Genomic DNA, 25,236 nt, shown 5'->3' with positions numbered 1-25,236 from the left:
GACATGTTCGCTCCGAAGAAGCTGACCAAGAAGCAGAAGACGCTGGTGAACGCGGTCGACAAGACCAAGCTCTATGGCGTCGACGAAGCGATCGCGCTGGCCAAGACCCACGCCACCGCCAAGTTCGACGAGACGATCGAAGTCGCCGTCAACCTGGGCGTCGATCCCCGCCATGCCGACCAGATGGTCCGCGGCGTGGTGACGCTGCCCAAGGGCACCGGCAAGGACGTTCGCGTCGGCGTGTTCGCCCGTGGCGCCAAGGCTGAGGAAGCCAAGGCCGCCGGTGCGGAAGTGGTGGGCGCGGAAGACCTGCTCGAAGCCGTGCAGGCCGGCAACATCGATTTCGATCGCTGCATCGCCACCCCGGACATGATGGGCCTCGTCGGCCGCCTCGGCAAGGTGCTCGGCCCCAAGGGCCTGATGCCGAACCCGAAGCTCGGCACCGTGACCATGAACGTCGGCGAAGCCGTGAAGGCCGCCAAGGGTGGCCAGGTGGAATATCGCGTCGAGAAGGCCGGTATCATCCACTCGGGCATCGGCAAGGCGAGCTTCCCGGCGGAAGACCTGCGCGCCAACTTCGACGCGCTGCTCGATGCGCTGGTGAAGTCCAAGCCGTCGGGCGCCAAGGGCAAGTATGTCAAGAAGATCGCCGTGAGCTCCTCGATGGGCCCGGGCATCAAGGTCGACGTCGCCGACGTGGCGGCCGCCTGAGCGAGATCGCTTGCCCTTTCGGGGGCAAGTTTGGGGCTGGCCCTTTTCGCAGAGATGCGCTAAGGGCCGCCCACGAAAGCCCGCCGGCCTCGCGTCGGCGGGTCTCTCTTTTCTCCCCGCGGGGCGAATCGAGGGAAGTACCGTCCGAGACTGCAGCTGGGCCCTGGCCCTTAATTCGGCTGCATAGGCGGGGATAGAGTTTCCGGACCGGCCAATGGCCGTCCCTCCGGGTCTGCCAAGGGCTCCATGCCCGGCGTCAGACTACCCTACCCCTTCGGACTTGCCGTGCGGACTGCGTATCCGTCTGCCGGCGCAATCACCCGTATCCGGCATGCCGGCTGCGGGGCCTCGGCGGATGTTCCGTCGGGGCAGTCAAGGAGTAAGGCATGGATCGAGCTCAGAAAGCCGACCTGGTCGCCGAACTGAAGAGCACCTTCGCCGAGAGCGGCGTGGTCGTCGTGACCCGCAACCTCGGCCTTACCGTCGCGCAGTCCACTGCGCTTCGGGTGAAGATGCGCGAAGCCGGCGCCAGCTATCGGGTATCGAAGAATACGCTCGCCCGCATTGCGACCGAAGGCACGCCCTACACAGCGATCAACGATCTGCTGGTGGGGCCGACGGCGCTCTCCACGTCTGCCGATCCGGTGGCGGCCGCCAAGGTCGTCGTCGAATTCGCGAAGACCAACGACAAGTTGGAAATCGTCGGCGGCGCGATGGGTGACACCGTCCTCGACGTGAATGGGGTGAAGGCTCTGGCGACGCTTCCGTCGCTGGACGAACTGCGCGCGAAGATCATCGGGCTCGTCAGCGCGCCCGCGACCAAGATCGCCCAGGTGCTTCAGGCGCCCGGCGGCCAAGTCGCTCGCGTGCTTGGCGCTTACGCCGCCAAGACCGACGCCTGATTTTCGATACCGTTTCACTGACACTGACTGGGGCGCTGCGCCCCGCATGGAGACTTTAAATGGCTGACCTTCAGAAGCTTGTTGACGATCTTTCCGCCCTCACCGTTCTCGAAGCCGCTGAGCTTTCGAAGCTGCTCGAAGAGAAGTGGGGCGTTTCGGCCGCTGCGGCCGTCGCCGTTGCCGCTCCGGCCGCCGGTGGCGCCGCCGGTGGCGCTGCCGCCGAAGAGAAGACCGAGTTCGACGTGATCCTCACCGGCGACGGTGGCAAGAAGATCAACGTCATCAAGGAAGTCCGCGCCATCACCGGCCTGGGCCTGACCGAAGCCAAGGCGCTCGTCGAAGGCGCGCCGAAGGCGATCAAGGAAGGCGTCGGCAAGGACGAGGCCGAGAAGCTCAAGAAGCAGCTTGAAGAAGCCGGCGCGACCGTCGAGCTCAAGTAAGCTTCCTCGCTTCGGCGAAGAACAGGAAGGGCGGCTCCATCCGGGGCCGCCCTTTTTTGTGCCCGGAAACCGGCTTTTCGTTGCCTGGCCTTAACGGAAACAAGACGGACCGTGGCGCTGGCGGGGCCGATTCCCCGCATGGTTATTCCTTATCAACCGCACCGGCGTATTTTCTGATCCGGGTTTGAAAAGCGGTTGGGCATCATGACTGTAGCGACGAGACACACGGATCGGCGTGGGCTGCTGGCCGGCGCCCTCGCCTTCGGGGCCGGCGCGCTCCTCACGCCGAAGGCAGCCTTCGCCATGGTGGGCGAAAAGCGGCTGGCCTTCCGCAACGTCCACAACAACGAGCGGATCGACGCGCGCTATTGGGGCGCGAGCGGCTTCGATGCGGACGGGTTGGCGGAGATCAACCACGGCATGCGCGACTGGCGCACCGGCGACGTCACCGCGATGGATCGCGATCTGATCGACCTGCTGGTGGCGCTGCGCGACAAGCTCGGCGCCTCGCCGCGATCCTCCTTCGACCTCATCTCCGGCTATCGCTCGCCACAGACCAACGCCTCGCTGCACGCCCGCAGCAACGGCGTCGCCACCAAGAGCCAGCACATGCTGGGCAAGGCGAGCGACATCGCACTGCCCGGCGTGCGGCTGGAGACGCTGCGCACGGCGGCGCTTTCCATCGGCCGGGGCGGCGTCGGCTATTATCCGCGCGACGGCTTCGTCCATGTCGATACGGGGCGCGTCCGCACCTGGTGAACGTGCCGCCGGCCGGAAAACCTCAGGAAGCGGAGAGCAGCGCCGCGAATTTCCTGACGGCCGCCGCCGGCCCTTCCGGATCGTTCCAGACGGCGCCTGACACGGCGAGGAAATCGGCCCCGGCATCGATCAGGGGCTTGGCATTGTCCGGCGTGATACCGCCGATCGCGACACAAGGTATGCCCGTCACCGTCGACCACCAGCCCAGGATCGAGGGATCGGGCCGGTGCTCCGTCTCCTTGGTATCGGTGGGATAGAAGGCGCCGAAGGCCACATAATCGGCCCCCGCCTCGCCCGCTTCCATCGCCAGATGCCGGCTGTCGTGGCAGGTGACGCCGATCTGCGCGTCGCGGCCCAGTTGTTCGCGCGCGTCGCGGGGATCGCCGTCATCCTGGCCGAGATGGACGCCATCGGCCTTCAGGCGCTTGGCAAGGCCGATCGAATCGTTGACGATGAAGGCGACCTCGCGATCGGCGCAGACCTTCTGCAGCGGCGGCGCCAGCGCGGCGATGGCATGTTCGTCGATGCCCTTGAGGCGAAGCTGGAAGGCCGCCACGGGGCCGGCATCCAGCGCCTCGGCCAGCCTATCGGCAAAGCCTTCGTCGATCTTCGGCGGCGAGATCAAATAGAGCTGGCAGGCGGGCTTTTCCTCCTGCTCGAAACGGTCCGCGAAATGCGGGTCGAGCGCCAGATCCTCGTCGTCGAAATCGTCCTGATCGTTCATTTCAATCCATGTCCGCCGATCGGCCGGGTCGAATGGCCGTTGTCCATGCCCGCTATCAGCGGGCGCGCCCTGGCGATAGCGGCACGGACCGCGGGAAGCGAGAGCGAAGCCGCATGCGCTTCCCTGCTTTCCCAAACCTCGGTGATCCACAGCGCGTCGGCATTCTCGCCGTCCTCGGCCACGATGTAGCTGAGGCAGCCCGGCATGTCCGAAACGCCATCCAGCAGGATTTCCGCCAGCGCGCCCCGCTGGCCGGGCCGTGCCATCATCCGGCCGATCAGCCCATACATCGCCGCGTTGGCCGGAGCCCCGGCCTGCGCGGTGCCGGCGAGCGCCGCGACGGCGGTGGACCCGGCGATGAAATCGCGTCTCAACAATTCCATCGCCGGTCCTTTCCCCGGATTATTCCTCGTTCTTGTAGATGCGGACGAGCTTGTCGAGCATCGCCAGCGCCTCGTCGCGCGGGCGCTGGAAGGTGTTGCGGCCGATGATCGATCCGTTGCCGCCGCCGTCGCGGATGTCGCGGGCATCCTGATAGACGGCGTCCGCGCCCTTGGCCGCGCCGCCCGAGAAGACGACGATGCGGCGGCCGTTGAAGCAGCTCTTCACCACATGGGCGACGCGCTTGGCCTGGGTGGAGGCGTCGAAGCCCTCATAGGCCTTCTTCGCGTCCTTCTGCTCGATATGGTCGGTCGGCAGCTTCACCTTGATGATGTGCGCGCCGAGCAGCGCCGCCATGTGCGCGGCATAGGCGCCGACGTCGAGCGCCAGCTCGCCATCCTTGGAAAGATTGCCGCCGCGCGGATAGGACCAGATCACGGTGGCGATGCCGACGGCGGCGGCCTCCGCCCGCATCTCGCGGATTTCTTCCATCATCTCGAAGATGTTGTCCGAACCCGGATAGATGGTGAAGCCGATGGCCGAGCAGCCGAGCCGCAGCGCATCGTCGACCGTGCCGGTGACGGCCTGGTCGATGGAGGTGGCCCAGCTGTTCGAGGAATTGACCTTCAGGATCGTCGGGATCTGGCCGGCGAAGGCATCGGCGCCGGCTTCCAGCATGCCGAGCGGGGCCGCATAAGCCGACAGGCCGGCATCGATGGCGAGCTGATAGTGGTAATGCGGGTCATAGGCCGGCTCGTTGACCGAGAAGCTGCGCGCCGGGCCATGTTCGAACCCCTGGTCCACCGGCAGGATGATGAGCTTGCCGGTGCCGCCGAGGCGGCCCTGCGTCAGGATGCGGGCGAGATTGGCCTTAACGCCGGGATTGTCGCTTTCATACTTGTCGAGAATGGCTTTGACGGTGGGCGTGAAGGTCATCGTCGGCTCCTGTTGGGACATGTCCCCGCGTCCCTATCCGAATTGTCCCGCAGGACAAGACCTGTCGGTCAAATCCTGTCCTGTTCGGGACCAACAGGCCATGGCGGCCCTTTGAGCTCCAGCATATTGCCTTCCGGGTCGGCGAGGTAGATCGAAGGCCCCTCCCCCTCCGCGCCGTAGCGCGAGGCGATTTCGGCCGCTATCCCATGGCCGGCGAGAAAGGCCAGGATCGCATCGCCATCCCAGGGCGACACGCGGAAGCAGACATGATCGACATTGCGCCCCTCCCTGCCCGGCGGAGCGCCGCCCATCGCGCCGAGCGCGCCCTCCACCGGCACGAGATCGACGAGCGCGGTGCCGAGGCGAAGCTGATAAAGGCCGATCTCCGCCTGCACCTTCTCCATCCGTGCGCCGAGAATGCCGGTGTAGAAACGGATCATGCGATCGAGATCGACCACCCGGAACACGACATGATCGATGGCCGCGATGGAAATCATGCCGGCGGCACCACCCGCCGGGGTCCGGCGCGGCGCCCGCCGAATCCAACGAAGTTGAGGAAGTTGAGGATTGCCAGCGATATCGGGCGGAAGCCGGGTATGGCCGGCAAGCGACTAATATTACGTCGATTTCCGTCGATCGTGGCCATGAAGGGACTTTAGCATGATCCAACGGCTGTAGGACAGTTCCAACGAAGATCGGGATCATGCGGGGCATGGGCGACGAGTTTCGGAATTCCCTTCCGTCATTCCCGCGAAGGCGGGAATCCATGGCGTCCCGACGTCGCGGCCCTTCCGGGGTCAGCGCCTATGAATCCCCACCTGCGCGCGGATGACGAAGAAAGGGGCTGTTGCGGTTCTGGCGATGCACCGTTCCAACGGGGGTCCCCGCTTGCGCGGGATGACGGAGGGGCTGCCAGCGAAGCGGCTGCCATGGCGCCGGCGTTTCAGCCGACGGACGGCATGGCTGCCATAAGGCTGGACACCCCGTCCCCCGCTTTTGTCATTCCCGCGAAAGCGGGAATCCATGGTGTCCGACGTCGCGGCCCTTTCGGGGTCGGTGCCTATGGATCCCCGCCTGCGCGGGGATGACGAAGAAGGGGATTGGCGCCCGCCCCTAAGGCTCAGCCGAGCGCCTTCACGCCCGGCAGTTCCTTGCCTTCCATCCATTCGAGGAAGGCGCCGCCGGCGGTGGAGACGAAGCTGAACTGATCGGCCACGCCGGCATGGTTGAGCGCGGCCACCGTATCGCCGCCGCCGGCGACCGACACGAGCTGGCCGGCGGTGGTGAGCGCGGCGGCCGTCCGGGCAAGGGCCACCGTGGCGGCATCGAAGGGCGGAATCTCGAAGGCGCCGAGCGGGCCGTTCCACACCAGGGTGCGGCAGGTCTTGAGCGCATCGCCCAGCGCCTCGACGGCGGCGGGGCCGACATCGAGGATCATCTCGTCCGCCGCCACCTCATGCACGTTGACGGTGCGCGTCGGCGGATTGGCGCGGAATTCCTTGGCCACCACCACGTCATAAGGCAGGTGGACGATGCAATTGGCTTTGTCCGCCGCGTCGAGGATTTCGAGCGCGGTGCCCGTCAGGTCGTGCTCGCACAGCGACTTGCCCACATCCACGCCGCGCGCGGCGAGGAAGGTGTTGGCCATGCCGCCGCCGATGATGAGGTGATCGACCTTGGCAACGAGATGCTTGAGCACATCGAGCTTGGTGGAGACCTTGGCGCCGCCGACCACGGCCGCCACAGGATGCTCGGGCTTCCCCAGCGCCTTTTCTAGCGCTTCCAGTTCGGCCTGCATCGAGCGGCCCGCATAGGCGGGAAGCACGTGCGCCAGCCCCTCCGTCGAGGCATGGGCGCGGTGCGCGGCGGAGAAGGCGTCGTTGACGTAGATGTCGCCGAGCGCGGCGAAGCGCTGGACGACGGCGGGATCATTCTTCTCCTCGCCGCCGAAGAAGCGCGTATTTTCAAGAACGGCGATGTCCCCCGGCTGGAGCGTCGCCACAGCTTCCTTGTCGCCTTCCCAATCGATGTAGCGGACCTCGCGGCCCAGCACATCGGCCAGCGGGCGAACGATCTGCGCCAGCGACAATTCCGGCGTCGGCGCCTTGGGCCGGCCGAAATGGGCCAGAACCAGCACGATGGCGCCCTTGTCCGACAGTTCGGACAAGGTGGGCGCGGCGGCGCGCAGGCGGGTATCGTCCGTCACCTTCGCGCCGTCCATGGGCACGTTCAGATCCTCGCGCACCAGCACGCGCTTGCCGCGGATATCGCCCAGATCGTCCAGCGTCTTGAAGGTCATGATGTCCCGATCCTTACTTCGTCGCCGATGGCAAGCTCGCCCCCGGCCAGCACCCGCGCCGTGATGCCGCCGCGCCAATCGGGCACGAGCGCATCCTGCAGGCCGGGCGCGATTTCATCCATCCGGCGGCACGGGTCGCATTCGCCGGTAATTTCCAGCACCACCCCGCCCGCGAAAAGAAGGCGGGCGCCCGCCTCGCGCGGGAGATCGATGCCATCCACCAGCAGGTTGGCGCGGCGGACCCACCAGTCGAGCGGCTGGGCCAACCCCAGATCCGCCATCGCCGCATCCCAGGCCGCGCGCGTGATCACCGTCACCTGACGACGCCCCTTGCCGCCCGGCTTCACCGCGCCGCGATGATCGCCATGGATGCCGAGCGAGGGGGTGACGGTGGCGGCATCGATCGTCTCCATGGGGCCGCGCGGCCGATCATGGCGCGCGATCCCCAGGAGTCGGCCGGTCATGCCTGCCTTGCCTTAGAGCAGCTTGCCCATGGCGGCGCCGGTATCGACCATGCGGTTCGAGAAACCCCATTCATTGTCATACCAGGAAACGACGCGCACCAGCTTGCCGTCCAGCACGGCGGTTTCGAGGCTGTCGACCGTCGAGGAAGCCGCGGTGTGCTGGAAGTCGATCGAGACGAGCGGCTCGTCCGTATAATCGAGGATGCCGGCCAGCGGGCCGCTTTCCGACGCCGCCTTGAGGATGGCGTTCACCTCTTCCTTGGTGGTGTCGCGCTTCGGCGTAAAGGTGAGATCGACGAGGCTGACGTCCGGCGTCGGCACGCGGACGGCCGAACCGTCCAGCTTGCCCTTCAGCTCCGGCAGCACCTCGCCCACGGCGCGGGCGGCGCCCGTGGTCGTCGGGATGATCGACATCGCGGCCGCGCGGGCGCGGCGGAGATCCGGGTGGATCTGATCGAGGATCTTCTGATCGTTGGTGTAGGCGTGGATCGTGGTCATCAGGCCACGCTCGATGCCGATGGTGTCGTTCAGCACCTTGGCGACGGGCGCCAGGCAGTTGGTGGTGCACGACGCGTTGGAGACGATGTTGTGCTCCGGCTTCAGCTTGTCGTCGTTGACGCCGAATACGACGGTCAGGTCGACATTCTTGCCGGGGGCCGAGATCAGCACCTTCTTGGCGCCGGCGGCGATATGCTTCTCAGCCGACGCGCGATCGGTGAAGAAGCCGGTGCATTCGAAGGCGATGTCCACGCCGTTGGCGGCGTGCGGCAGGTTGGCGGGATCGCGCTCGGCCGAAACCTTGATGCGCTTGCCGTCGATGATCAGATCGTTGCCGTCGACCTCGACCGAGCCCGGCCAGGTGCCGTGCACGGAATCGCGCTTGAAGAGCAGCGCGTTGGACTTGGCATCGGCGAGATCGTTGATCGCGACCAGCTCGAGCCCGCTGTCCGGACGCTCCAGGATCGCCCGCGCGACGAGACGCCCGATACGCCCGAACCCGTTGATCGCTACCTTCACCGCCATGGTCTCGTCTCCTTAGTTGCCAAGCGCCGCAAGAATCTTGGGCGCGATCGCATCGGGCGTGAGCCCGAAATATTCGTAGAGGGCCGGCGCGGGCGCCGACGCGCCGAAGCCGTCGATGCCGAAGCGCAGGCCGTCAAGCCCGACATAACGTTCCCAGCCGATCGTCGTGCCGGCCTCGATCGAAATCTTCAGCACGTCGGCGGGCAGGATTTCCGCCCGATATTCCGGGGTCTGCGCATCGAATCGCGACCAGCAGGGCATGGAGACGACATCGGCGCCGATGCCGGCGGCTTCAAGCCTTTCCGCCACGCCGAGCGCGATTTCCACCTCGGAACCGCTGGCGACGATCACCGCCTTGCGCGCGGCGGTGGCGCCCCGCAGGCGATAGGCGCCCTTCGCCGAAAGATTCTCGTCCGCGCCCGTCCGCACCTGCGGCAGGTTCTGGCGGCTCAGCGCCAGCAGCGACGGGCCGTCCGCCTTCTCCAGCGAAAGCGCCCAGCATTCCGCCGTCTCCACCGCATCGGCGGGGCGATAGACGTCGAGATTGGGCATCACCCTGAGCGACATGAGATGCTCGATCGGCTGGTGGGTGGGGCCATCCTCGCCCAGCCCGATCGAATCGTGCGTCATCACATAGACGACGCGCGTCCGCTGCAGCGCCGACAGGCGGATCGCCGGGCGGCAATAATCGGAGAAGACCAGGAAGGTGCCGCCATAGGGGATGACGCCGCCATGCAGCGCCATGCCGTTCATCGCGGCGGCCATGCCGAATTCGCGGATGCCGTAATAGATGTAGCGGCCGGAATAATCCTTGGCGGTCAGCGGCTGCTGGATCTTGGTCTTGGTGTTGTTCGAACCGGTGAGATCGGCCGAACCGCCGACCATCTCCGGGATCGCGGCGGTCAGCGCTTCCAGCGCGTTTTCCGAAGCCTTGCGCGTGGCGACCTTCTGCGGGTTGGCGAGCAGCGCCTGGATATGCTCGGCAGCGGCGGCGTTCACCGGCAGCCGGCCTTCCATGCGGCGGGTGAATTCGGCGCCCTGCGCATGCGCGGCCAGCCGCTTTTCCCATTCGGCGCGGACGGGCGCGCCGCGGGCACCGGCCTCGGCCCAGGCGGCGGCGATGTCCGCCGGAATCTCGAACGGGGCCGAATCCCAGCCCAGCGCGGCGCGGGCGGCGGCGACCTCGTCCCCGCCCAGCGGCGAACCATGGGTGGCCGACGTGCCCTGCTTGTTGGGCGCGCCATAGCCGATGACGGTGCGGCAGGCGATCAGCGACGGGCGCGGATCGGCGATGGCGGCATCGATGGCGCGGGCGACATCGGCCGGATCATGGCCGTCGCAGGCGATGGTGTGCCAGCCCGAGGCATCGTAGCGGCCGAGCACGTTCTCGCTCGACGAAAGGTCCACCGATCCGTCGATGGTGATGCGGTTGTCGTCCCACAGCACGATCAGGCGGCCGAGGCCGAGATGGCCGGCCAGGCCCACCGCCTCATGGTTGATGCCTTCCATCAGGCAGCCGTCCCCGGCGATCACCCAGGTGCGGTGATCGACAAGGTCGTCGCCGAAGGTGGCATTCAGGTGGCGTTCGGCGATGGCCATGCCCACGGCGGTGGCGAAGCCCGAGCCCAGCGGGCCGGTGGTCGCTTCCACGCCGGCCAGCTCGAAATTCTCGGGATGGCCCGCGCACGGGCTGTGGAGCTGACGGAAATTCCGGATATCCGCCATCGTCGGACGGGCGTACCCCGTAAGATGGAGCAGCGAATAGATCAGCATCGATCCATGGCCGGCGGACAGGACGAAGCGGTCGCGATCAGCCCATTTCGGCGCCTGCGGATCGAACTTCAGATATTGGGTGAACAGCACGGTCGCGGCGTCGGCCATTCCCATCGGCATGCCGGGATGCCCGGAATTGGCCGCCTGCACGGCATCCATCGACAGCGCGCGAACGGCGTTGGCGAGTTGCTTGGGAGCGACGGTCATGGGCAAGCCTTGTATATCAAGCGGGATGGAAACCGCAGGGGCTGCGGCGATTCGAATGGGATCGCGGGTCCCTTTGTAGCGCGGAGCACCGATCGTCAACCACGGTGGAATGCACCGGGCGCGCGGTGCGCGATATTGATGCGCGCCCGAGCCGTGCTATGCGTGCGGCGATGACCGACGAGCGCCTGATTTCCGCGATCGATCGCATCGAACGCGCCCTCGCCCGCCTCGAAAGCCGGGGTTCCGGCCGCCCCGGCGGCGATCCCGCCATGGAAGCGCTGGGCCAGCTGCAGCAACGCTACGACCTGCTGGCCGAGCGGGAACGCCGCCTGCGCGAGCGCACCAGCGCGGCGATGGAGCGGCTGACGGCGATCATCGACCAGCGGAAGGCGGGCTGATGGCGGAAGTCGACCTCGATATCGGCGGGCGCCGCTACGCGCTCGCGTGCCGCGACGGCGAGGAGGCGCATTTCCGCCGGCTGGCCGCGATCATCGACGAGCGGATGGCGCGGGCGACGCAGGCGGTGGGCGGCCTGAACGAGGTGCGCCAGTTCCTTTTCGCCTCCCTGCTGCTGGCCGACGAGCTGGACGAGGCCAAGCGCGGCGCGGCGCCCCGCACGGCCGCCACCCCCGCCCCCACGGCGACGCCGGCGGCGATCGAGCCCGCCGCGCTGACCGCGCTGGAGCGCCTGGCCGACCGGCTGGAAGCGCTGGCCGGCCTGAACGACGCCGATCGCCCTTGAGCCGGGCCGGACGGACGCCTAAATAGGAAGACGGCGGGCACTGCCCGGTACGAGCCTTTGAACATCCCTGAGGCGATTCATCATCCAAGGGAGCTGTCCCTGTGAGGACCCTGGTCCAAAACACACGGCCCCCACCTGACGTTTACGGCGTCAGAGGATATTCCGGAAAACGGCCATGGTGGTCCCGCCAACCCTCCAGCCGCCTTTCCTCCTGCCGCCCACGGCCCGGCTTCGGCATGATCCGGGCGGCATGATTCCGGCCAAGGCCGACCTGCGGCGCGCGCTGCGCGACCGGCGGCGCGACTTCGCGGCGCGGTTCGATCGCGAGGGGCGGTTGCGCGAGGCGGCCGACGCCCTCGCCGCCCAGGCCCTTCCCCATATCCGGGACGCGCGCATCATCGCCGGCTATTGGCCGATCGGGTCGGAGGCGGACCCCCGCCCCCTCCTCCACGCGCTCCACGATCGCGGCCGCGCCGTCGCCCTGCCCCGCGTCACGACCCCCGAAAGCCCGATGACCTTCCATCGCTGGCGCCCCGGCGACACGCTCGTCGCCGGCGGCCACGGCCTGCTCCAGCCCGCCGACGGCGCACCCGCGCTCCTGCCGGACCTGATCGTCACGCCGCTGGTCGGCTTCGACCGGCGGCTGATGCGGATGGGCCAGGGCGCCGGCTATTATGACCGGCTGTTCGCGCGCTTTCCCGATATCCGCAGGATCGGCCTTGCATGGTCCGCGCAAGAAGTGGAGGAGGTGCCGGCCGATCCGTGGGACATGCCGCTCCACGCGATCGCCACCGAACGCGAATGGATCGAACCGGAGACCGCATGACCCCGAGCTGGCGCAAACCCGCAGGCATGTTCCTGATATTGGCGCTGATCGGCCTGTGGGCATTCGCCGCCGTGACGATCGTCGAGGCGCTTTCGCCGCCGGAGTGGATCGCGATGGCCCTCTATGTCGTGGCGGGGTTCGCCTGGCTATGGGCGCTGCCGATGAAGCGCCTGCTGCGCTGGATGGAGCTGGGCGTCTGGAAGGATTGAAGGCGCGTGGGGAGCGCGAAGCGCGCCCTTCCCGCTGCATGGCTGCGTTGCACGCTGATGCATGGGAAGTGGCGCGAGTGACGGGGCTCGAACCCGCGACCTCCGGCGTGACAGGCCGGCGCTCTAACCAACTGAGCTACACCCGCACAAAATGCGAAGCTCGATCCTTTCGAAAACCATTCCCGTTACAGGGAATGGCGCGAGTGACGGGGCTCGAACCCGCGACCTCCGGCGTGACAGGCCGGCGCTCTAACCAACTGAGCTACACCCGCATCGAAGCGATGAGGCGCGCTCCCTAGAACCGCCCCCGATGGCTGTCAACCGCCATGGAAGGATTATTGTGGAGAACTCCGCCTCGCCTCGCGCTCGGCCTCCATCGCGGCGATCACCTCGTCATGATGGCCGTTGGTGAGCGTGCCTTCCTCGAACAGGAAGCCGGCGATGTCCGGCTTGCCCGCCGCATCCAATATCGTCTTGAGGATGATGAGCAGCGGCACCGCCAGCAGCGCGCCCGTGGTGCCCCACACCCAGCCCCAATAGCTCAGGGCGATCAGGATCAGCAGCGGATTGATCGTCAGCCGCCGCCCCACCAGCGTGGGCGTGAGCACGTTCGCCTCGATCAGGTGGATGGCGACGAAGATCGCCGCCGGCGCCAGGCCCACCCACACGTCGGGATAGGTCATCAGCCCGCCCGCCGCCAGCAGCAGCGCCGCCGCGATCGGCCCGAGATAGGGGATGTAGTTGAGCAGCGCGACGATGCCGCCCCACATCATCGGCGTTTCCATGCCGATCGCCCACAGCGCCACCGCCACCAGCGCGCCCAGCGACATGTTGATGATGGTGATCGTGCCCAGATAGGCGGAGGTGGAATCCACCATCTCCTGGATCACCCGCGCCGTCATCATCGCGTTGGAGAAGCTCGACCGGCTCTGGATGATTCGGCGGCGCATCCGCGTCCAGCCGGACAGGAAGAAGAAGACCACCAATATGCCGAAGAACATCTGGATCGCGGCATAAGGTGCCGAGGAAGCCACGATTTCCAGCAGCGAATTGGGCGTCTGCACCGCGACCGTCGCCGCCGCCGTCGGCTTGCGCGCGAAGGTGTGGACCAGATCGTCGATGAAACGTTCGAAGCTGGCGTAAAGCTCGATCAGCGGCGAAAGGTTGGCGCGCATCTGGCCGGCGCGTTCCGGCAGGCGGGCGAACCAGTCGCTGGCCGGCACGACGATGAGGGCGACGGCGATATTGGCCGCGCCCAGGAACAGCGACATGCAGGCGAAGGCCGCGAGCGCGGACGGCACGCGCCGCCGCTCCAGCCATTCGAGCAGCGGCACCAGCGCGATCGCGACCACGAGCGCCGCCGTCACCGGAAGGAAGAATTCCGCCCCCGACCGGAGCGCGAAGGGCGTGCCGAGGAACAGGCCCGCCCCGCCCAGCAGCGTCAGCGCCGCGAGCAGCCGATCGCGGCGATAGGCCATCTCCGCATTCTCGGCCCGCGCGCTGTCCAGCGCTTCCTCGACGGCGTGATCGATCACGTCCTCGATCTCGGTGGCGAGATTGCGTTCGTCGTCTTCTTGCCGGGCCGGATGCTGGTTCATCGCTCACACTTCATTAAGCTTCGCCTGCTCTACATGCATTCCGCCGTCGGCCACAACGCCGCATCGCGATTCGACGGGGCCGCCACCGGCCCGCCAAGCCACCCGTTTTCTCAATGGGTTCCCCGGAACGTCCATCGGGCCGTCCCGTGAGCGTAACGACTCGTCGTGCGACATTTGACTCCTCGCCCCGCCGACCCGATGTGGGTGCCGATCCGGTCGCTGCGGGGGATCGCGACTATCCTGTCCCTACCCTGCTGATCGACAAGACGTGAAAGTTTCGGCCGCGCCCAAGTGTTTGGTTTTGGGGGCACGGACGGCTTTTGCGCATTCGATAGAGCCTTGAATGTCGTTCCGCGCTTCCCGCCGCCAACTCTATATCTCCGCCACCGCCGCGATGGCGATGGCCGTTCCGGCCACCTTCGGTTTCGCTTCCGAAACCTCCCTGGCCGCCACCGTTTCCGCAGCGTTTCCCGCCATCGTCGCCGAAGAGACTGCGCCCGCGATCGTCGCGGATGCTCCGGGCGAAGCGGTCGAGGCCCCTGCGCTTTCCCTGGATATTCCGGCGCGCGACACCCGCGCTGCCACCACAGCCACGGCTTCGGCCGAACGCATCGACGATCCCGAGCTGGAATGCATGGCCAAGGTCGTCCACCACGAAGCCGCGAACCAGTCGCGCGCCGGGCAGCTCGCGGTCGCCCAGCTCATCATGAACCGCCTCGAATCGGGCCGCTTCGCCGATACCGTGTGCGGCGTGGCGCACCAGCCGGGCCAGTTCTTCAACACCAACACCTATAATCCGCGCCGCACCACCGCGCAGTGGCGCACCGCCGTCGAGGTTTCGCGCGAGGCGATGGCCGGCAAGGCCCCGGATGTGATGCCGGGCGCCCTCTTCTACCACGCCTCCTACCAGGCCCCGCCGCGCTTCTTCCGCACCCGCGAACGCGCCGGCGTGCTGGGCGACCATATCTTCTACCGCTGATCGGCCGCGGCCGGCGAAGGCACCGCCCCCGCCCCCGCCGGCCCGGCTTTGTTGCCACATGCCCGGCCTTGAGTTATAGGCCGTCCATCCGCCTCGGCTGCGCGTCGCCCAGACGCCGCGTCCGGGGCGATCTTCTTTTAACGCCCGGGGAGCCCGCGCCCATGTCCCGCCGCCGCCAGATCTACGAAGGCAAGGCCAAGATCCTTTACGAAGGCCCAGAGCCCGGCACGCTGATCCAGTATTTCAAGGACGACGCGACCGCCTTCAACGCGCAGAAGAAGGGCACGATCTCGGGCAAGGGCGTGCTGAACAACCGGATTTCCGAGCATGTCTTCACCCTGCTCGGCCAGATCGGCGTGCCGACGCACTTCATCCGCCGCCTCAACATGCGCGAGCAACTCATTCGCCAGGTTGAAATCGTGCCGATCGAGGTGGTCGTGCGCAACGTCGCCGCCGGATCGCTCAGCAAGCGGCTGGGCATCGAGGAAGGCACGCAGCTGCCGCGCACGATCATCGAATATTATTACAAGGACGATGCGCTCGGCGATCCGCTGGTGACGGACGAGCATATCGCCTGCTTCGGCTGGGCGAGCCAGGAGGAGATGCACGACATCGCCGACCTCGCCATCCGCGTGAACGATTTCATGTCCGGCCTGTTCGCGGGCGTCGGCATCCGGCTGGTCGACTTCAAGCTCGAATTCGGCCGCATCTGGGACAATGATTACAGCCGCATCATCCTGGCGGACGAGATCAGCCCCGACGGCTGTCGCCTGTGGGACATGACCTCGGGCGAGAAGCTGGACAAGGACCGTTTCCGCCGCGATCTCGGCGGCGAGGTGGAGGCCTATCAGGAGGTCGCACGCCGCCTCGGCCTGCTGCCGGAGGGCGACACCACGGTGCTCGACCTCGAAAAGCACCGCAAGAATCGCGAGAAAAAGTAACGACTTGCCGTTGGCGCGGGGCGTCCGCGCCAACGGAAGGTTGAAAGCCAGGCCCCCCGGGCGCATAAGCCCGCCAATCCAAATCATCATCGGGCTGAATCGCATGAAGGCGCGCGTCTACGTCACCCTCAAGAACGGCGTTCTGGATCCGCAGGGCCGCGCCATCCACCATGCGCTGGAGGGCCTCGGCTTTTCCGGCGTGGAGGATGTCCGCGCCGGCAAGCTGATCGAACTTTCGCTGGCCGACGGCACCAGCGACGCGGACATCGAGGCGATGTGCCGCAAGCTGCTCGCCAACACGGTCATCGAGAATTTCCGGATCGAGCGGATCGCGGCATGAAGAGCGCCGTCATCGTCTTCCCCGGATCGAACTGCGATCGCGATCTCGCCGTCGCCATCCGGGACGTCACCGGCGAGGCGCCGGCGATGGTGTGGCACCGCGAGACGGAGCTGCCCGAGGGCGTGGGCCTGATCGGCGTTCCGGGCGGCTTCTCTTACGGCGATTACCTCCGCGCCGGCGCGATGGCCGCGCGCAGCCCGGTGATGCGCGCCGTGGCCGATGCCGCCGCCCGCGGCGTGGCCGTGCTCGGCGTGTGCAACGGCTTCCAGGTACTGACCGAGGCGGGGCTGCTGCCCGGCGCGCTGATGCGCAACGCCGGCCTCAACTTCGTCTGCCGCGACGTGACGCTGACCGTCGGCACCAGCCAGTCGGCCTTCACCTCGCGCTACGAGGTGGGCGAGGAAATCCGCATCCCCGTCGCCCATCATGACGGCAATTACACCGCTGACGCGGAAACGCTGGACCGGCTCGAGGGCGAAGGCCGCGTCGCCTTCCGCTATGGCGAGCAGGTGAACGGCTCCGCGCGCGACATCGCCGGCATCCTCAACGATGCGGGCAACGTGCTGGGCATGATGCCGCACCCCGAACGGATGATGGAGCCGGCGCACGGCCGCACCGACGGCCGCCGCCTGTTCGAAGGCCTGGTCGCGGCCATCGCCTGATGCGGGTTTGCCCGATGCGGGGCCGGCGGTGAGCGTTTCCGGCGGCTGCCTGTGCGGCGCGGTGCGCTTCACGGCCGATGCCGCGCCGCTCGGCGCCAGGGCCTGCTGGTGCCGCCTCTGCCAGTATCTGGGGGCCGGCAGCGCCACGGTGAACGTGACCTTCCCGGCCGATGCCCTGCACGTGGAGGGCGAGGTGCGCTGGCATGAGACGCTGGCCGATTCCGGCAACCACATGCGGCGCGGCTTCTGCCCGCAATGCGGCACGCAATTGTTCAGCAAGGCGGACGAGCGGCCGCACCTCACCATCATCCGGGCCGGCGCGCTGGACGATCCCGGGCTGATCGGGCCGCAGATGACGATCTGGACATCGGCCGCGCCGCGCTGGGCGCATATCGATCCCGATCTGCCGACCGACGACGCGCAACCACCGCCGATTGCCTGAATCGAGAAGTCTCGATCCTTGCGGGCGCCGCCGCGCCGTCGTCTGATAGGAGCATGGAGAGGCGCGAGAACAGGCTGATCGCCTGCCACTGGACGATCGCCGGCAACCAGCATCCGCTGCGATCGGATGGCACCAGCCCGCATTCGCTACCGGACAGGATCAGGGCAGCCGCAGGCGCCGGGTTCAGCGGCATCGGCTTCCTCCACAGCGACCTCGCCCGCCTGCTTGAACGATACCGCCCGGCCGAGATCGCGCGGATGCTGGGCGACCATGGGCTGACCGACATCGAGGTGGAATGCCTGGGCGACTGGTTCGCCGTAGGGGAGCGGCGCCGGCAATCCGATGCCATGCGACGCATGCTGATCGAATTCGGCGCGGCGGTGGGCGCGCGCCACCTGAAGCTGATGGGGCCGATCGGCGAGGAATGGCCGCTGGAGCATCTGGCCGAATGTTATGCGGGCGTGGCGGGCGACGCCCGGGGATCGGGCGTGAGGCCGGCGATCGAGTTGCTGCCCTTTTCCGGCATCGCCGATCCCGCCACGGGGCTGAAGGTGGTGGGCGGCGCGGATGGCGGCCTCTATCTGGACATCTGGCACGTCCGCCACGGCGGCATCGATGACGACCAGATCCGCGCCATCCCGATCGATCGGATCGTGGGGATCGAGATCAACGATGCGATCCCGAACCCGGCGCGCGACATGATGGACGCCACCATCGGGGACAGGCTGCCACCGGGGCACGGCGCGCTGGACACGGCGGGCTTCGTCCGCACGATGCGCGAGATCGGCTATGCCGGGCCGATCGGTGTGGAGATCATCGCGGACGCCCATCGCGCCCTGCCGCTGGACGAGGCCGTGCGCATCGCCTTTGCGAGCGCCACGGCCTGCGCCGCCAGATCAGGAAGCGACGACGGGGAAGCAATCGAAGCCGGCGGCGGCGGCGGCGGCGCATAGCCGGATCGAATCCGCCCGGCTGCCGAGCGGACCGACCTGCACGCGCACCAGCTTCTTCCCCGGCACGGCTTCGTAGCGCGGCTTGAAGCCGGCGACATCGGCCATCCGCGCGCTGATCTTCCGCCAGGCGCCCTGCGCCGCATCCTCGCCCGAAAAGGCGCCGAGCTGGATGCGCCACGAGGCCGACGACGCGTCCATGGCGGCGGCGCGGGAAGCGACCGCGGCCGCCTGCTTTGCGGCCGGCGATGCCGCCGCCAGCGCCGTCGGCGCGGCGCGCGCGGCCGGAGCGGCGGCCGTCCTGACGCGATCGCCGCGCTCCCACGCCGCGAGCTGGACGCGATAATCGTCATAGGCGCGGTAGAAATCGTCGAACGGCCGCTCCAGCCGGGCGAGCGCGGACATGGCGAAGGCGGGGAAGGCCCCCGTTCCCACGCCGCGCGCCTCGGTCGCGACATCGCGGGCGACGGCGCAGAAGCCGGCCTGGGCAGGCGGCTGCGCGTAGAAATTGTAGAGCTGCGTCATGTGACGATCGAGCGCGACATTGCCGCCGGACCGGTGACCCGCCACCTCCGCCGCATAGGCTTTCGCGAACAGGCTTTTCCGCTGCGTGAGCAACGCATTGTAATCGGTGGGGATATTCGTGCCCGAACAGCTCAGCGCGGCGACGTTGAGCGCGGAGCGGAGGTGCCAGACGGCCTCGTCCTGCCCGAGCCCGTCATTGATGGTGCGATAGCCGCCCTGCCCGTCCGCCGGCGGGACGACCAGATTGGTCGCGGCACCAGCCGGGGGCACGGGCCGGGCGGCGGACGGCTGTTCGGGCCGGGTCTGTCGTTTCGAGGCGCAACCGGCCAGAAGCGCGATCCCCGCCACCAGCGCCGCCCCGGCAAAGGCCTTTCCACCAGATCGCGCCTGCATCGCCCCCCTCCCCGCTGATATGCTTGGGAATCTGCCGCAATCGGCGCCCATGGGGAATCGCGCCCGCGCCCGCCCGTGCCGGGAGCGCGGCGGATTCCCGCCGATCGGCCGAAAGCTCAGGCGAAAGCGCGGATATAATCGCGGGCGAAGGCGTCCATCGCGCGCTTCTTCTCGTCGATCGTCGATCGCGGGCCGATGGTGAGCATGAAGGGATAGGCGACGGTGGCATCCATGCCGGCCGCGTGCAGGCGCTTCAGCTCATCGACGCTGGCCGGCCGGGTGAGCGGCAGGATGGTTTCGAACGGCTGGTCCGCCCGGCCGGCCTCCGCGCGCAGGCGCTTCAGGGTGGCGAGCAGTTCGGGCACGTCCTCCGGCGCATCGCCGCCGCCGATCCAGCCATCGCCCAGCCGCGCCGCGCGCTTCCACGCGACCTCGCCCGATCCGCCGATATAGATGGGCAGCGCATAGCCGGGCATCGGCTCCAGCCGGACCGGCCCGAAATCGTAGAATTCGCCATGATGCTCGACCGCGCCGCCGCCCCAGAGCTTGCGGGTGGCGCGGATCGCCTCGTCCAGCCGCGCGCCGCGCCGTTCGAAGGGGATGCCGGCGGCGTCGAACTCCTCCTTCATCCAGCCCGGCGCCACGCCGACGATCGCGCGGTTGCCGGAAAGCAGCGCCAGCGTGCCGGTGGCCTTGGCGGTGACGATCGGGTGCCGGGTCGCCATGGTGTAGATGGCGGCGGCGAAGCGCAGCCGGCTCGTCACCGCCGCCTGCGCCGCCATCGTCACCCAGAGATCGGGATAGGCCCAGTCGGTGGGCATCGGCGGCGCGCCGTCGGGCGACATGGGATAGCGGCTGCGGATGACATCGGGAAAACAGAAATGATCGCCGTGCATGACACCGTCAAAGCCGACCTCCTCGGCGAAGCGGGCGCATTCGATCTGCTGATCGGTTTCGATCCAGCTCAGATTCTGCCAGAATTTCATGCTCTCAAGGCTCCCTTCCCTGCGAACGATAATGGCGCAAATCGGGAAGGAAGGCTGCCGGCTTCGCTTATGGTTTCGGGCGGAGCGTTCCGGATTTTGCTTCGATTCAGGTTAGAGCGGCCGGCTCGGGAATCCCGGAAAAACAATCCAAAAAGATGCAGGTTTCAACCTATCCGCAGGCAGATAAACCGGACCATCGCAGACAAATTTCCCCTCCAGAAAATCTAATCAATTCTATTTTCGAATTGATGATCCATCGAAAATCATAATATCATCGTGGCAGCCTTTGGGGGGAGGCATTCCATGACACGCTTTTCAGCATCTTTATTGATCGCGTCATCGCTGCTGGCCGGCTGCGCAACGATCCGCACCACGCCATATCGGGAACAGACCGTGGAGGCGGGAGATGCCCTGCCAGGTTTGACCTACAGGCTGCCGATGGCGCGATACGAACTGACGATCGTGCGAACTCTTGCCGAATGCCCAGGTGGCATGATCGAAGGCAAACCGACGAGCCTCAAATTCTCCACCGATGTCGCGGCCGAGAAAAGCTATGTCCCCGGCGAGGCCTATATGCTGGACCCGCGGCTGACCGGCTTCCTCAAGACCTCCAGCCTGGAAATGAACTATTATCCCAACGGCACGCTGAAATCGATCGGCGTGGCGGCGGAAGATCGCACCGGTCAGGTCGTCGAGAACGCCGCCAAGATCGCCGCCGCCGGCGTCATGCTGGCGGCGGGAGTGCCGCCGGTGGCGGTGGTAGCGGGCGCAGGTGCCGCCGCCATACCGCCGACTTCCGGCGACGCGAACGTGCTGTCCAACAAATCCAGCAATTTCAAATTGCAGCCGATCGGGCCAACGCAGGTAATCTGCACCGATGAGGCGAAGCAGAACCTGAAAACGCTCACCGATGCCGACAAGGCGATCAAGGAAGAGACGAAGGCGCTGATCGGCGCCAACAAGGCCATGGAAGAGCTGACCGAGGAACTCAGGCTCAAGCTGAAGACGCCCCGGCAAGCAAAGGGGCGGTGGCAGGCGATATTGCTGGAACAGCGCCGGGCGAATGCCGCCATCGAAGGCGCCAAGGACAGCAAGGCCAAGGCCTTGGAAGCGCTGAGCGTGAAAGAAATCGCACGCTGGCCGAAGCATTATGGCGAGGCCGGCCGCCAACAGGATTTGCCGCTGGGGAATAGCGCGCGCGAGAAACTGGAAAAGCTGGTGACCATGGGCACCGCCCAGCGTGTCGTCCCGGTGGGCGGGGTGGACATGTCCGCGCTATCCAGCGAGATACGGGCGCTTGCCGGCATGAAAGCCGTATCGCCATTCGGAAACAGCACCACCAAGGCACAATCCACGGATCTCGCCGCTGAGTTGGTGAGCGCCGCCACGCAATCCACGCCCACGGTCCCGGCTGAATGCCTCGGCAGCAGCACGCTGAAAGCCTGCCTGGAACATCACCTCGAGCTGCACCTGGCCGTCCGCACCGAATGGCCCCTTGCCAAGGACTGCGCGGCAGGAGCCCCCAACGATGCGGAGTGCCTGCACAAACGCCTGACCGACGAAGCGGTCGACGATCTTGATAAGGCCTATCGCATCCGGCACGCCCGCGACACGGCATATGACGAAGGCGTCTTCATTCGCGAGCCCGCGCAGGGGAAGCTGCTCGTCTGCCGCAAGGCACTCGCCACGGACGTCGGCTGCGCCCTCGAAGATGATCTGGCCGAAGTGGAGGCAGCCAATTTCCCGCAGCTCGGCCAGTTGCGCTTCCTGAAGTTCAAGGTCCCCATGTTCCAGGCCAAGGATCTGGGCGTGTTCCTGAGCGCGGACGGACGGCTCGAACGTTATTATCTGAAATCGACCAAGGCCGCACTTGAGGCCGCGACAGCCTCGGCCGCCAACGCGGCGACGACCATGGCCGATGCCATGGAAAAACGCGAAACGGAACGCCGATCCGACCTGGAATATGCGCAGAGCGAAAAGAGCAAGGCGCTGACCGCGCAGATCGCAGAGCTGGAAAATGCCGAAAAGCTGCGGAAACTCCAGCAGCCGCCTTCAAGCGATCCTTTGAAGCCACTGCGCGAAGCCGCCGCGGAAAATGAGGCGCATATAGCGCAGCTCCAATCGCAGCTTGCGCGGGAACAACTGGAAGCCGCGCTCAATAGCGGAGACGATGCGGCGGCGCGTGCCTTGCTCGCTATCCTGAAGGGGCAGTAGTTCGAGACCGGGGTAGCCCTGGAAAAGGGCTACCCCGGGCGATCGTCAGGCCGCTTCCAGTTCCCGGATCAGCGCCAGCACCTGATCGGCATAGCTGGGCGGGCAGATCAGGAGATCGGGGAGGTAGACATCCGCCTGGTTGTAGACGAGCGGGCTGCCGTCGATGCGGCTGACGTGGAGGCCCGCCGCCTGTGCCACCGCGACGGGGGCGCAGCTGTCCCATTCATATTGGCCGCCGGAGTGGAGGTAGATCTCCGCCTCGCCGCGCACCACCGCCATCGCCTTGGCGCCGGCCGAGCCCATCGGCACCAGCTCCGCGCCCAGCTTCTCGGCGACTGCCACCGCTTCCCGCGCGGGGCGGGTGCGGCTGACGAGCATGCGCGGCTTGCCCCTACCGACGAGCGCGCCGAAGCTGCGTTCGGTGCAGAGCGTGAGCGGGATGCCGGGCAGCGCCACCGCGCCGACCGTGGCCCGGCCGTTGACCGCGAGCGCGACATGGACCGCCCAATCGGTGCGTTCCTCGCCATATTCGCGGGTGCCGTCGAGGGGATCGACGATCCACACCCGCTCGCGCTTCAGGCGCTCGGGATTGTCCTTCTCCTCCTCCGACAGCACGGCATCGTCGGGGCGCTGCTGCTTCAGCGCCTCCATGATGAAGGCGTTGGCGACGCGATCGCCCGCCTTGCCCAGCGCCTTGCCTTCGAACAGCCCCGATTTCTGGAGCGTGACGAGGATGTGGCCGGCGGTTTCCGCGATGCGGCGGGCGAGATCGACGTCCGATCCGATGATGCCTTCGAACAGCGTGCTCATTTCAGCAGCTCCTCGACGATCAGGTCGGCGGCTTCCTCGGGCGTCATCTTCGTCGTGTCGATGCGGACCTCGGGATTGGCCGGCGCCTCATAGGGGCTGTCGATGCCGGTGAAGTTGGCGAGCTGGCCGGAGCGCGCCTTCTTGTAGAGGCCCTTCACGTCGCGCGCCTCGGCATCGGCCAGCGGCGTATCGATATGCACCTCGAAGAATTCGCCCGGCGCCATCATGTCGCGCACCATCTGCCGTTCCTGGCGGAAAGGCGAGATGAAGGCGGTGATGACGATCAGGCCCGCATCGGTCATCAGCTTCGCCACCTCGCCGACGCGGCGGATATTCTCCACGCGATCGGCATCGGTGAAGCCGAGATCCTTGTTCAGGCCGTGGCGGACATTGTCGCCGTCGAGCAGGAAGGTGTGCCGGTTCATCCGGTGCAACTTCTTTTCCACCAGGTTGGCGATGGTGGACTTGCCCGCGCCCGAAAGCCCCGTGAACCACAGCACCGCCGGCTTCTGGTTTTTGAGGTTGGCGTGCGCCTCGCGGCTGATGTCCAGTGCCTGCCAGTGGACATTCTGCGCGCGCCGGAGCGAGAAGTGCAGCATGCCGGCCGCCACGGTGGCGTTGGTGAGCTTGTCGATCAGGATGAAGCCGCCCAGATCGCGGTTCGCCTCATAGGATTCGAACACCAGCGGCCGATCGGTCGACAGGTTGGCGACGCCGATGGCGTTCAGGTCCAGCGTCTTGGCCGCCAGATGCTCCATCGTGTTGACGTTGACCTGATATTTGGGCGCCTGGATGCTGGCCGTCACCGTCTGGGTGCCGAGCTTCAGCCAATAGGGACGGCCGGGGAGCATCTCCTCATCCGCCATCCAGACGATCGTCGCCTCGAACTGGTCGGCCGCCTGGGGCGGCGTATCGGCGACGGACAGCACGTCCCCGCGCGAGCAATCCACCTCGTCGGCCAGCGTGATGGTGACGGACTGGCCGGCCACCGCCTCGTCGAGATCGCCGTCCATGGTGACGATGCGGGCGACGGTGGAGGTCTTGCCCGAAGGCAGCACGCGCACCGCATCGCCCGGCCGCACCGTGCCGGTGGCGACCAACCCCGAGAATCCCCGGAAATCCAGGTTCGGGCGGTTCACCCACTGCACCGGCATGCGGAACGGCTTGGCCTGATCGGTGGTGACGTCCAGCTCCACCGTCTCGAGATGCTCGATCAGCGCGGGGCCTTGATACCAGGGCGTGTTGGGCGACGGGCCGGTGATGTTGTCGCCCTTGAAGCCGGAAATCGGCATCGCCACGAAATCGCCGATCCCGATCGAGGTGGCGAAAACGCGATAATCCTCGACGATCGCCTCATATTGTTCCTGATCGTAATCGATCAGGTCCATCTTGTTCACCGCCAGCACGATATTCTTGATGCCGATCAGGTGGGCGAGGTAGCTGTGCCGCCGCGTCTGGGTGAGCACGCCCTTGCGCGCGTCGATCAGGATCACGGCGAGATCGGCGGTGGACGCGCCCGTCACCATGTTGCGGGTATATTGTTCATGCCCCGGCGTGTCGGCGACGATGAACTTGCGCTTTTCCGTCGAGAAGAAGCGGTAGGCGACGTCGATGGTGATGCCCTGCTCGCGCTCGGCGGCGAGGCCGTCGACCAGCAGGGCGAAATCGATATTCTGCCCCTGCGTGCCGACGCGCTTGGAATCCGCCTCCAGCGCGGCGAGCTGATCCTCGAAGATCATCTTGGAATCGTAGAGCAGCCGGCCGATCAGCGTGGACTTGCCGTCATCCACCGAACCGCAGGTGATGAAGCGCAGCAGGCTCTTGTGCTGGTGCTGCTTCAGATAAGCGTCGATATCCTCGGCGATGAGGTCCTGCGCCTTGTAGGAGCTTTCATTGGTCGTCATGGTTCAATCCCGTCATCCCAGCGCGGGCTGGGATCTCTTGCGGTTGAGAGCATGCTCTCGGGGAGGGAGATCCTGACCTTCGTCAGGATGACGCAC

The 25,236-nt window shown here is 66.8% G+C and carries 28 protein-coding genes and 2 tRNA genes; 15 read left to right on the top strand and 15 right to left on the bottom strand.

What is annotated here, in order from left to right:
* Positions 1–3 precede the first annotated feature (3 nt).
* The 4 genes from rplA to G432_RS18010 all read left to right on the top strand — a co-directional run bounded on the left by rplA (position 4) and on the right by G432_RS18010 (position 2,812).
* A complete protein-coding gene (rplA, locus tag G432_RS18025) occupies positions 4–711 on the top strand; it encodes a 50S ribosomal protein L1 (RefSeq protein ID WP_015460256.1) in 708 nt (235 codons plus the stop codon).
* A 386-nt stretch (positions 712–1,097) separates the two neighbouring features.
* Positions 1,098–1,613, top strand: coding sequence for a 50S ribosomal protein L10 (gene rplJ, locus G432_RS18020; RefSeq protein WP_015460255.1), 516 nt, complete (start codon positions 1,098–1,100; stop codon positions 1,611–1,613).
* A 59-nt stretch (positions 1,614–1,672) separates the two neighbouring features.
* Positions 1,673–2,053 carry a 50S ribosomal protein L7/L12 gene (gene rplL / locus G432_RS18015; protein ID WP_015460254.1) on the top strand — a complete coding sequence of 127 codons (381 nt, stop codon included), beginning with the start codon at positions 1,673–1,675 and terminating at the stop codon, positions 2,051–2,053.
* Between the two features lie 204 nt (positions 2,054–2,257).
* Positions 2,258–2,812: a YcbK family protein gene (locus tag G432_RS18010; RefSeq protein WP_041865555.1), complete on the top strand. Its 555-nt coding sequence runs from the start codon at positions 2,258–2,260 to the stop codon at positions 2,810–2,812.
* Positions 2,813–2,834: 22 nt separating this feature from the next.
* On the opposite strand, the gene thiE is transcribed toward G432_RS18010, so the two are convergent.
* The 8 genes from thiE to tkt form a co-directional block, all read right to left on the bottom strand.
* Positions 2,835–3,536, bottom strand: coding sequence for a thiamine phosphate synthase (gene thiE / locus G432_RS18005; protein WP_015460252.1), 702 nt, complete (start codon positions 3,534–3,536; stop codon positions 2,835–2,837).
* A complete protein-coding gene (locus G432_RS18000) occupies positions 3,533–3,919 on the bottom strand; it encodes an antibiotic biosynthesis monooxygenase family protein (protein ID WP_015460251.1) in 387 nt (128 codons plus the stop codon). Before G432_RS18000 ends, thiE begins: the two co-directional genes overlap by 4 nt.
* 19 nt (positions 3,920–3,938) lie before the next feature.
* Positions 3,939–4,853: a class I fructose-bisphosphate aldolase gene (locus tag G432_RS17995; protein WP_015460250.1), complete on the bottom strand. Its 915-nt coding sequence runs from the start codon at positions 4,851–4,853 to the stop codon at positions 3,939–3,941.
* A gap of 68 nt (positions 4,854–4,921) precedes the next feature.
* On the bottom strand, positions 4,922–5,350 hold the full coding sequence (locus tag G432_RS17990; protein WP_015460249.1) for a VOC family protein: 429 nt from the start codon (positions 5,348–5,350) through the stop codon (positions 4,922–4,924).
* Positions 5,351–5,973: 623 nt separating this feature from the next.
* The gene (locus G432_RS17985; protein WP_015460248.1) at positions 5,974–7,152 is read right to left on the bottom strand and encodes a phosphoglycerate kinase; all 1,179 of its coding nucleotides are present in this window, start codon (positions 7,150–7,152) and stop codon (positions 5,974–5,976) included.
* The gene (locus tag G432_RS17980; RefSeq protein ID WP_015460247.1) at positions 7,149–7,616 is read right to left on the bottom strand and encodes an MOSC domain-containing protein; all 468 of its coding nucleotides are present in this window, start codon (positions 7,614–7,616) and stop codon (positions 7,149–7,151) included. Before G432_RS17980 ends, G432_RS17985 begins: the two co-directional genes overlap by 4 nt.
* A gap of 12 nt (positions 7,617–7,628) precedes the next feature.
* Positions 7,629–8,639, bottom strand: coding sequence for a type I glyceraldehyde-3-phosphate dehydrogenase (gene gap, locus G432_RS17975; RefSeq protein WP_015460246.1), 1,011 nt, complete (start codon positions 8,637–8,639; stop codon positions 7,629–7,631).
* Positions 8,640–8,651: 12 nt separating this feature from the next.
* Positions 8,652–10,619 (bottom strand): transketolase, encoded by a 1,968-nt coding sequence (gene tkt / locus G432_RS17970; protein WP_015460245.1) that lies wholly within the window; start codon positions 10,617–10,619, stop codon positions 8,652–8,654.
* 170 nt (positions 10,620–10,789) lie between these two features.
* On the opposite strand from tkt, the gene G432_RS17965 reads away from it, so the two are divergent.
* The 4 genes from G432_RS17965 (at position 10,790) to G432_RS17950 (ending at position 12,396) form a co-directional block, all read left to right on the top strand.
* Positions 10,790–11,017: a hypothetical protein gene (locus G432_RS17965; RefSeq protein WP_107395903.1), complete on the top strand. Its 228-nt coding sequence runs from the start codon at positions 10,790–10,792 to the stop codon at positions 11,015–11,017.
* Entirely contained in the window at positions 11,017–11,361 is a 345-nt protein-coding gene (locus tag G432_RS17960) for a cell division protein ZapA (RefSeq protein WP_015460243.1), read from the top strand. The genes G432_RS17965 and G432_RS17960 overlap by 1 nt, the downstream gene beginning before the upstream one ends.
* A 175-nt stretch (positions 11,362–11,536) precedes the next feature.
* Positions 11,537–12,187, top strand: coding sequence for a 5-formyltetrahydrofolate cyclo-ligase (locus tag G432_RS17955; protein WP_015460242.1), 651 nt, complete (start codon positions 11,537–11,539; stop codon positions 12,185–12,187).
* On the top strand, positions 12,184–12,396 hold the full coding sequence (locus G432_RS17950; protein WP_015460241.1) for a DUF2842 domain-containing protein: 213 nt from the start codon (positions 12,184–12,186) through the stop codon (positions 12,394–12,396). Before G432_RS17955 ends, G432_RS17950 begins: the two co-directional genes overlap by 4 nt.
* Positions 12,397–12,465: 69 nt before the next feature.
* On the opposite strand, the gene G432_RS17945 is transcribed toward G432_RS17950, so the two are convergent.
* From G432_RS17945 to G432_RS17935, 3 genes are all read right to left on the bottom strand, one after another.
* A tRNA-Asp gene (locus tag G432_RS17945) sits at positions 12,466–12,542 on the bottom strand.
* Between the two features lie 49 nt (positions 12,543–12,591).
* Positions 12,592–12,668: transfer RNA gene (locus G432_RS17940), tRNA-Asp, on the bottom strand.
* A gap of 63 nt (positions 12,669–12,731) precedes the next feature.
* A complete protein-coding gene (locus G432_RS17935; protein ID WP_015460240.1) occupies positions 12,732–13,994 on the bottom strand; it encodes an AI-2E family transporter in 1,263 nt (420 codons plus the stop codon).
* A 343-nt stretch (positions 13,995–14,337) separates the two neighbouring features.
* On the opposite strand from G432_RS17935, the gene G432_RS17930 reads away from it, so the two are divergent.
* The 6 genes from G432_RS17930 (at position 14,338) to G432_RS17905 (ending at position 18,311) form a co-directional block, all read left to right on the top strand.
* Positions 14,338–14,973: a cell wall hydrolase gene (locus G432_RS17930; RefSeq protein ID WP_015460239.1), complete on the top strand. Its 636-nt coding sequence runs from the start codon at positions 14,338–14,340 to the stop codon at positions 14,971–14,973.
* Between the two features lie 161 nt (positions 14,974–15,134).
* Positions 15,135–15,914, top strand: coding sequence for a phosphoribosylaminoimidazolesuccinocarboxamide synthase (gene purC / locus G432_RS17925; RefSeq protein ID WP_015460238.1), 780 nt, complete (start codon positions 15,135–15,137; stop codon positions 15,912–15,914).
* Positions 15,915–16,017: 103 nt separating this feature from the next.
* Positions 16,018–16,254: a phosphoribosylformylglycinamidine synthase subunit PurS gene (purS, locus tag G432_RS17920; protein WP_015460237.1), complete on the top strand. Its 237-nt coding sequence runs from the start codon at positions 16,018–16,020 to the stop codon at positions 16,252–16,254.
* On the top strand, positions 16,251–16,916 hold the full coding sequence (gene purQ, locus G432_RS17915) for a phosphoribosylformylglycinamidine synthase subunit PurQ (RefSeq protein WP_015460236.1): 666 nt from the start codon (positions 16,251–16,253) through the stop codon (positions 16,914–16,916). The genes purS and purQ overlap by 4 nt, the downstream gene beginning before the upstream one ends.
* Before the next feature lie 28 nt (positions 16,917–16,944).
* Positions 16,945–17,358, top strand: a complete 414-nt coding sequence (locus G432_RS17910) for a GFA family protein (protein ID WP_041865551.1) — start codon at positions 16,945–16,947, stop codon at positions 17,356–17,358.
* Positions 17,359–17,411: 53 nt separating this feature from the next.
* Positions 17,412–18,311: a sugar phosphate isomerase/epimerase family protein gene (locus tag G432_RS17905; protein WP_015460234.1), complete on the top strand. Its 900-nt coding sequence runs from the start codon at positions 17,412–17,414 to the stop codon at positions 18,309–18,311.
* Here the strand turns inward: G432_RS17905 and G432_RS22200 are convergent.
* Together G432_RS22200 and G432_RS17895 are read right to left on the bottom strand one after the other, a co-directional pair.
* On the bottom strand, positions 18,255–19,226 hold the full coding sequence (locus G432_RS22200) for an SPOR domain-containing protein (RefSeq protein WP_015460233.1): 972 nt from the start codon (positions 19,224–19,226) through the stop codon (positions 18,255–18,257). The two genes, G432_RS17905 and G432_RS22200, sit on opposite strands and share 57 nt — an antisense overlap.
* 116 nt (positions 19,227–19,342) lie before the next feature.
* Positions 19,343–20,212: a TIGR03619 family F420-dependent LLM class oxidoreductase gene (locus tag G432_RS17895; protein ID WP_015460232.1), complete on the bottom strand. Its 870-nt coding sequence runs from the start codon at positions 20,210–20,212 to the stop codon at positions 19,343–19,345.
* A 276-nt stretch (positions 20,213–20,488) separates the two neighbouring features.
* On the opposite strand from G432_RS17895, the gene G432_RS17890 reads away from it, so the two are divergent.
* A complete protein-coding gene (locus tag G432_RS17890) occupies positions 20,489–22,426 on the top strand; it encodes a hypothetical protein (protein ID WP_015460231.1) in 1,938 nt (645 codons plus the stop codon).
* 45 nt (positions 22,427–22,471) lie between these two features.
* Here G432_RS17890 and G432_RS17885 read toward each other — a convergent pair whose 3' ends face one another.
* Both G432_RS17885 and cysN read right to left on the bottom strand, forming a co-directional pair.
* Positions 22,472–23,236, bottom strand: coding sequence for a 3'(2'),5'-bisphosphate nucleotidase CysQ (locus G432_RS17885; RefSeq protein ID WP_015460230.1), 765 nt, complete (start codon positions 23,234–23,236; stop codon positions 22,472–22,474).
* Positions 23,233–25,140 (bottom strand): sulfate adenylyltransferase subunit CysN, encoded by a 1,908-nt coding sequence (cysN, locus tag G432_RS17880; protein WP_015460229.1) that lies wholly within the window; start codon positions 25,138–25,140, stop codon positions 23,233–23,235. The genes G432_RS17885 and cysN overlap by 4 nt, the downstream gene beginning before the upstream one ends.
* Positions 25,141–25,236 lie beyond the last annotated feature (96 nt).

The sequence above is a fragment of the Sphingomonas sp. MM-1 genome, from assembly GCF_000347675.2.
Lineage (GTDB): Bacteria > Pseudomonadota > Alphaproteobacteria > Sphingomonadales > Sphingomonadaceae > Sphingomonas_E > Sphingomonas_E fennica.
This window is presented reverse-complemented; position numbering and strand designations above follow the sequence as displayed.

Excerpts from the sequence above, each read along its gene's own strand:
- rplA (WP_015460256.1), top strand. The coding sequence starts at position 4 with ATGTTCGCTCCGAAGAAGCTGACCAAGAAGCAGAAGACGCTGGTGAAC.
- rplJ (WP_015460255.1), top strand. The coding sequence starts at position 1,098 with ATGGATCGAGCTCAGAAAGCCGACCTGGTCGCCGAACTGAAGAGCACC.
- rplL (WP_015460254.1), top strand. The coding sequence starts at position 1,673 with ATGGCTGACCTTCAGAAGCTTGTTGACGATCTTTCCGCCCTCACCGTT.
- G432_RS18010 (WP_041865555.1), top strand. The coding sequence starts at position 2,258 with ATGACTGTAGCGACGAGACACACGGATCGGCGTGGGCTGCTGGCCGGC.
- thiE (WP_015460252.1), bottom strand. The coding sequence starts at position 3,536 with ATGAACGATCAGGACGATTTCGACGACGAGGATCTGGCGCTCGACCCG.
- G432_RS18000 (WP_015460251.1), bottom strand. The coding sequence starts at position 3,919 with ATGGAATTGTTGAGACGCGATTTCATCGCCGGGTCCACCGCCGTCGCG.
- G432_RS17995 (WP_015460250.1), bottom strand. The coding sequence starts at position 4,853 with ATGACCTTCACGCCCACCGTCAAAGCCATTCTCGACAAGTATGAAAGC.
- G432_RS17990 (WP_015460249.1), bottom strand. The coding sequence starts at position 5,350 with ATGATTTCCATCGCGGCCATCGATCATGTCGTGTTCCGGGTGGTCGAT.
- G432_RS17985 (WP_015460248.1), bottom strand. The coding sequence starts at position 7,152 with ATGACCTTCAAGACGCTGGACGATCTGGGCGATATCCGCGGCAAGCGC.
- G432_RS17980 (WP_015460247.1), bottom strand. The coding sequence starts at position 7,616 with ATGACCGGCCGACTCCTGGGGATCGCGCGCCATGATCGGCCGCGCGGC.
- gap (WP_015460246.1), bottom strand. The coding sequence starts at position 8,639 with ATGGCGGTGAAGGTAGCGATCAACGGGTTCGGGCGTATCGGGCGTCTC.
- tkt (WP_015460245.1), bottom strand. The coding sequence starts at position 10,619 with ATGACCGTCGCTCCCAAGCAACTCGCCAACGCCGTTCGCGCGCTGTCG.
- G432_RS17965 (WP_107395903.1), top strand. The coding sequence starts at position 10,790 with ATGACCGACGAGCGCCTGATTTCCGCGATCGATCGCATCGAACGCGCC.
- G432_RS17960 (WP_015460243.1), top strand. The coding sequence starts at position 11,017 with ATGGCGGAAGTCGACCTCGATATCGGCGGGCGCCGCTACGCGCTCGCG.
- G432_RS17955 (WP_015460242.1), top strand. The coding sequence starts at position 11,537 with ATGGTGGTCCCGCCAACCCTCCAGCCGCCTTTCCTCCTGCCGCCCACG.
- G432_RS17950 (WP_015460241.1), top strand. The coding sequence starts at position 12,184 with ATGACCCCGAGCTGGCGCAAACCCGCAGGCATGTTCCTGATATTGGCG.
- G432_RS17935 (WP_015460240.1), bottom strand. The coding sequence starts at position 13,994 with ATGAACCAGCATCCGGCCCGGCAAGAAGACGACGAACGCAATCTCGCC.
- G432_RS17930 (WP_015460239.1), top strand. The coding sequence starts at position 14,338 with ATGTCGTTCCGCGCTTCCCGCCGCCAACTCTATATCTCCGCCACCGCC.
- purC (WP_015460238.1), top strand. The coding sequence starts at position 15,135 with ATGTCCCGCCGCCGCCAGATCTACGAAGGCAAGGCCAAGATCCTTTAC.
- purS (WP_015460237.1), top strand. The coding sequence starts at position 16,018 with ATGAAGGCGCGCGTCTACGTCACCCTCAAGAACGGCGTTCTGGATCCG.
- purQ (WP_015460236.1), top strand. The coding sequence starts at position 16,251 with ATGAAGAGCGCCGTCATCGTCTTCCCCGGATCGAACTGCGATCGCGAT.
- G432_RS17905 (WP_015460234.1), top strand. The coding sequence starts at position 17,412 with ATGGAGAGGCGCGAGAACAGGCTGATCGCCTGCCACTGGACGATCGCC.
- G432_RS22200 (WP_015460233.1), bottom strand. The coding sequence starts at position 19,226 with ATGCAGGCGCGATCTGGTGGAAAGGCCTTTGCCGGGGCGGCGCTGGTG.
- G432_RS17895 (WP_015460232.1), bottom strand. The coding sequence starts at position 20,212 with ATGAAATTCTGGCAGAATCTGAGCTGGATCGAAACCGATCAGCAGATC.
- G432_RS17885 (WP_015460230.1), bottom strand. The coding sequence starts at position 23,236 with ATGAGCACGCTGTTCGAAGGCATCATCGGATCGGACGTCGATCTCGCC.
- cysN (WP_015460229.1), bottom strand. The coding sequence starts at position 25,140 with ATGACGACCAATGAAAGCTCCTACAAGGCGCAGGACCTCATCGCCGAG.